The following is a 4,026-nucleotide window of genomic DNA, read 5'->3' on the forward strand; positions in this document are numbered from 1 at the left end:
CAGCATATGCGTGATTTAGTATTTGGCTTGATTGATTGCTCTGTTGTAATGTTGTTTTTTATCCCTCTTTTTGGACAGCAAGGGGGCGAGATAATTCGTCAAGTGTCTTTGCTATCGTTACAGGAAACACCATTGTTCATAAAAGTTGCATATTTTGCAATCATTTTATTAACAGTTGCTTGTGGTATTGCTACGTTAGCTTTGCAAAATTATTCCAGCATTATTTGGATAAAAACAAAGACTATCTTATCTATGATATTGACTATAATTAGCGTTGTTATCTTTATTGCAAGCCTTCAACCTTATGTAGCCTTTTTTACATTTGTTTTGTTGATTATCAAGGGCGCTTTGTTGCTAAAACGCCCATGACACGAAGCGTATCAATGATGTGACGGGCAAATTCTTTCTTTTTTTCACTCCAAAGTTAAAGTGTGATTAGGCAAGAGCCAAATACATAAAAAACAAAGGAGCAAAAAAATGAAAGAAGAAAAAAAAAAATCCAAAACAATTTTATTGTAGCTGCCGGACTGTTGGCTTTGTTCATTCTCTACACAGTGGCAATTATGTTTGTTGATGTGCAGCCAATCGGCCCACAGGGTTCATCTGTCGGGTTTGCGGAAGTCAATCAATATTTTCATACGCTGTTTGGTGTGAATATGCTGCTATATAGTATAACAGACTGGTTGAGTATTGCTGTACTGTTTATCATGTTCGGATTTGCAATGGTAGGTCTTGTGCAACTTATTAAAAGGAAAAGTCTGTTTCGTGTAGATAGCAGTATTTTGGTATTAGGCGGTTTTTATGTGCTTGTATTTTTGGCATATCTCTTTTTTGAGTTTTTTGTTGTAAATTACAGACCTGTTTTGATTGAGGGTGTTTTGGAAGCCTCTTATCCGTCCTCTACAACAATGCTTATGATGTGCATTATGCCTACGGCTATTATGCAATTTCACCATTTGATTTCAAGCAAAAGATTAAGGAATATAGTAAATGCTTTTTGTGGTATCTATGCAAGTTTTATGGTCATTGGGCGGGTTTTATCTGGTGTGCATTGGTTTACTGATATTGTGGGTGGAATATTGCTTAGTGCAACACTTGTTATGTTGTACTATTCCACAAATCAGTTAGTAAATAGCAAAGCCAGCCGGAGCAGTCAACGGTCAAGATGAACGGGCTGCGCCCGCCGTTGACAGCCCCGCCTGTCCTTGCTGGTGGGTAGTCAAGGGGCGACAGCAGGGAGTGCTGCCGCCCCTCACTATCATCAGAGAAAGGGGGATTTTCCATGACCGAGAAAGAATACAAAGAACATATCCAGTACACCCATAACGCCTATTGCCAGATAGTCATTCGCCATGCTTCCATAGACGCTGCCCGTATGCTGTTTGCCAAGTGGAAACGAGAAATCTCCCTTGAATACTTGACCGAAGAAAAGTTTGTTCCACTAAGCACCACAGACGAGTATTTTCAAGTGCCAGACTATGGCGAAACTTATCCACTCTCCGTCCGGGGGCAGACGATACTTTTAGATAGCTGCTCCCTTGCGGTTGCTCTTGCCGAGCTGCCGGAACAAACGCAGGAGGAAATCTTTTTGTATTACCTTCCAGCACTTGACGCAGAAAGAAATCGGGGAACAAAGCGGCTGGACACGTAGCACAATCGGGCGGCATTGCTACAAAATGCTCCCTTGGACTCACTGCCTTTGGCTATCTGTTTCTTAGCAGCAGGAAGAGAACCATATATAACAGCACTTATGTTTCTGCTGTTTGTCGCAAAAATAGTTGTTTGGATTAAGCAGAACGGAACAAAGTAAAAACGATATAAATCCCTTGAAATAGGCTCTGACACGATAAGTGTCGGGGCTTTTTTTCATGTTGACATGATAGATGTAGGCGATGTGACGGTAGGTTTCTTGGCTTTTGATATAGCTCCTGTGATAATAAAATTGTGGTCAGTGAAAACAAGAACAGCAACCAACGGAAAGGAAAATCAAATATGGATTATATCATTGAAACAGAAAATCTTACGAAGCGATACGGAACAGCCACCGTTGTCGATAAGGTCAATCTTCATGTGCCAACGGGCAAAATTTATGGTTTGCTCGGCAGAAACGGAGCAGGCAAAACCACAGCAATGAAAATGATGTTGCAGCTTGCTCTCCCAACGGATGGAACGGTACGCTTGTTTGGCACAAACTATAAGGAAAATATCCATACCCTTTATAGCAAAGTAGGCTCTATTATCGAAACACCGGGATTTTACAGTAATTTAACAGGGTATGAGAATTTGCAAATTCTCGCTAAACTGCGAGGGGGAGTATCTAAAAGTGGAGTAGAAAAAGCTCTTGAAGTTGTGGGGCTGCATAAAGAGAAAAGAAAAGTCTTTTCCGATTATTCCCTCGGAATGAAGCAACGGCTTGGTATTGCCGCCGCCATTATGCACGAGCCGGAGCTTTTAATACTTGACGAACCGATTAACGGACTTGACCCCATTGGAATAGTTGAAATACGCTCACTTTTATCTGAACTTAGTCACAATCATGGCATTACCATTTTTATCTCAAGCCATGTTTTAAGCGAGATTGAACAGATAGCAGATATTATCGGCGTTATGCACGAGGGGCATTTAGTAGAGGAAGTGAATATATCCGAGCTTCACAAAAGGAATCGAAAATACATTCAATTTGATTTATCTGACAGTGAGATAGCTGGAAAGATTTTAGAAAGCCACTACCACATGACGGATTTTACAGTGCAGGACGGTACGGTGAGAATTTATGACTTTAGCCAAAGTGTTGGAGGAAATCAATCGAGAATTTGCACGAAATGGACTGCTCGTGACAAGGATAGATGATAGTGAGGAAAACTTAGAGGACTACTTTTCTAAACTGATTGGAGGTGGCGGTATTGCTTAATCTTATTTCTTGTGAATTATTAAAACTAAAGCGTTCAAAAATGGTGCTAATTAGTGTGGCAGGGGTATTATCTACCCCACTTTTGATGTTAATAGAAGCCTTGCAAACACATTTTGATAAGCCGGAGATTATCCTTTACCTTGTCTGACATATACAGCGACAGTGTACTGTATATCATGCTGCTGGTAAACATTATGATATATGTGGCAATTGCAGCTTACTTGTTTAGCAGAGAGTACACAGAAAGCACACTCAAAACCATATTGCCCATACCCATTTCAAGGACAAAACTATTAATTGGAAAATTTTGCACCCTGCTTCTTTGGATTGTTATGCTCACCCTTGTAACATGGGCAGGTATATTTATCGCTTGTTGGGCTATATCACGCTGTCTTTACATTGGAGGGATATAGCTTACTAGTGGCAATAGTATGGCTTCCCAAAGTTTTTGTTTGGCAGTATCCTGATGGTTTTTAACAGTTTCTCCTTTTGTGTTTGTTGCTATGAAAACAAAAGGATTTGTCGCCCCGATGATTGGCTCTGCCGTGATTGTCATGGGAAGTGCCGCACTTTCAAATCAAGAATGGGGAGCGTTGTATCCGTGGACAGCCACCTATTTCTTGGTGCAGGGTAAACTTCAGAGTACCGGCTATCCTACACTGCTGTCTGTATCTATTATTATTCTTGTATCAGCAGTTGGTTTTCTTATGACCTTTCATCATTTTAAAAAGGAGGATTTGAAATAATGGTACTTGATTTTATAGAAATTTTAAAAGTTATTTTTCTTTGGAATTGTTGAGGGTATTACTGAGTGGCTACCTATCAGCAGCACAGGACATATGATTCTTGCGGACAAATTTATCACACTTAATATGAGCGAAGCATTTAAAGAAATGTTTTTTGTTGTTATTCAACTTGGAGCTATACTCGCAGTGGTTGTAATGTTTTGGAACAAGATGTTTCCATTTCAGCTAAAGGATAAATCGCAGCCACTTGTTAAAAAGGATACTTTCTCGTTGTGGTTCAAGATAAGAAAGAACAAGTTCAAAACCATCAAAAAAAGACACCTTTTCAGGTGCTTTTTTTATTTTATAAACTCATTCCCTGATCTCGAC

The 4,026-nt window shown here is 39.9% G+C and carries 3 protein-coding genes and 3 pseudogenes; all 6 read left to right on the forward strand.

All coding sequences use genetic code 11. The features are described 5' to 3' along the window. On the forward strand, positions 1-369 hold a 369-nt coding region (locus tag DVJ99_RS12780; RefSeq protein WP_481900537.1), incomplete at its 5' end, for a hypothetical protein. A 194-nt stretch (positions 370-563) separates the two neighbouring features. Continuing rightward, a complete protein-coding gene (locus DVJ99_RS12785) occupies positions 564-1,169 on the forward strand; it encodes a phosphatase PAP2 family protein (protein WP_114604541.1) in 606 nt (201 codons plus the stop codon). Positions 1,170-1,282: 113 nt separating this feature from the next. Continuing rightward, positions 1,283-1,651: a sigma-70 family RNA polymerase sigma factor gene (locus DVJ99_RS13210; RefSeq protein WP_162912222.1), complete on the forward strand. Its 369-nt coding sequence runs from the start codon at positions 1,283-1,285 to the stop codon at positions 1,649-1,651. A 341-nt stretch (positions 1,652-1,992) separates the two neighbouring features. Then, positions 1,993-2,911: pseudogene (bcrA, locus tag DVJ99_RS12800) on the forward strand (bacitracin ABC transporter ATP-binding protein BcrA). Continuing rightward, positions 2,904-3,657: pseudogene (locus DVJ99_RS12805) on the forward strand (ABC transporter permease). Before bcrA ends, DVJ99_RS12805 begins: the two co-directional pseudogenes overlap by 8 nt. After that, positions 3,657-3,942 (forward strand): annotated as a pseudogene (gene bcrD / locus DVJ99_RS12810) (bacitracin resistance undecaprenyl-diphosphatase BcrD); the annotation flags it as partial. The pseudogenes DVJ99_RS12805 and bcrD, both read left to right, overlap by 1 nt. Positions 3,943-4,026 lie beyond the last annotated feature (84 nt).

This window comes from Staphylococcus sp. EZ-P03 (assembly GCF_003344575.1).
Taxonomy (GTDB): Bacteria; Bacillota; Bacilli; order Staphylococcales; family Staphylococcaceae; genus Staphylococcus; species Staphylococcus simulans_B.

Bases quoted from the DNA above. Each gene is read 5' to 3' on its own strand.
- DVJ99_RS12785 (WP_114604541.1), top strand. From the start codon at position 564: ATGTTTGTTGATGTGCAGCCAATCGGCCCACAGGGTTCATCTGTCGGG.
- DVJ99_RS13210 (WP_162912222.1), top strand. From the start codon at position 1,283: ATGACCGAGAAAGAATACAAAGAACATATCCAGTACACCCATAACGCC.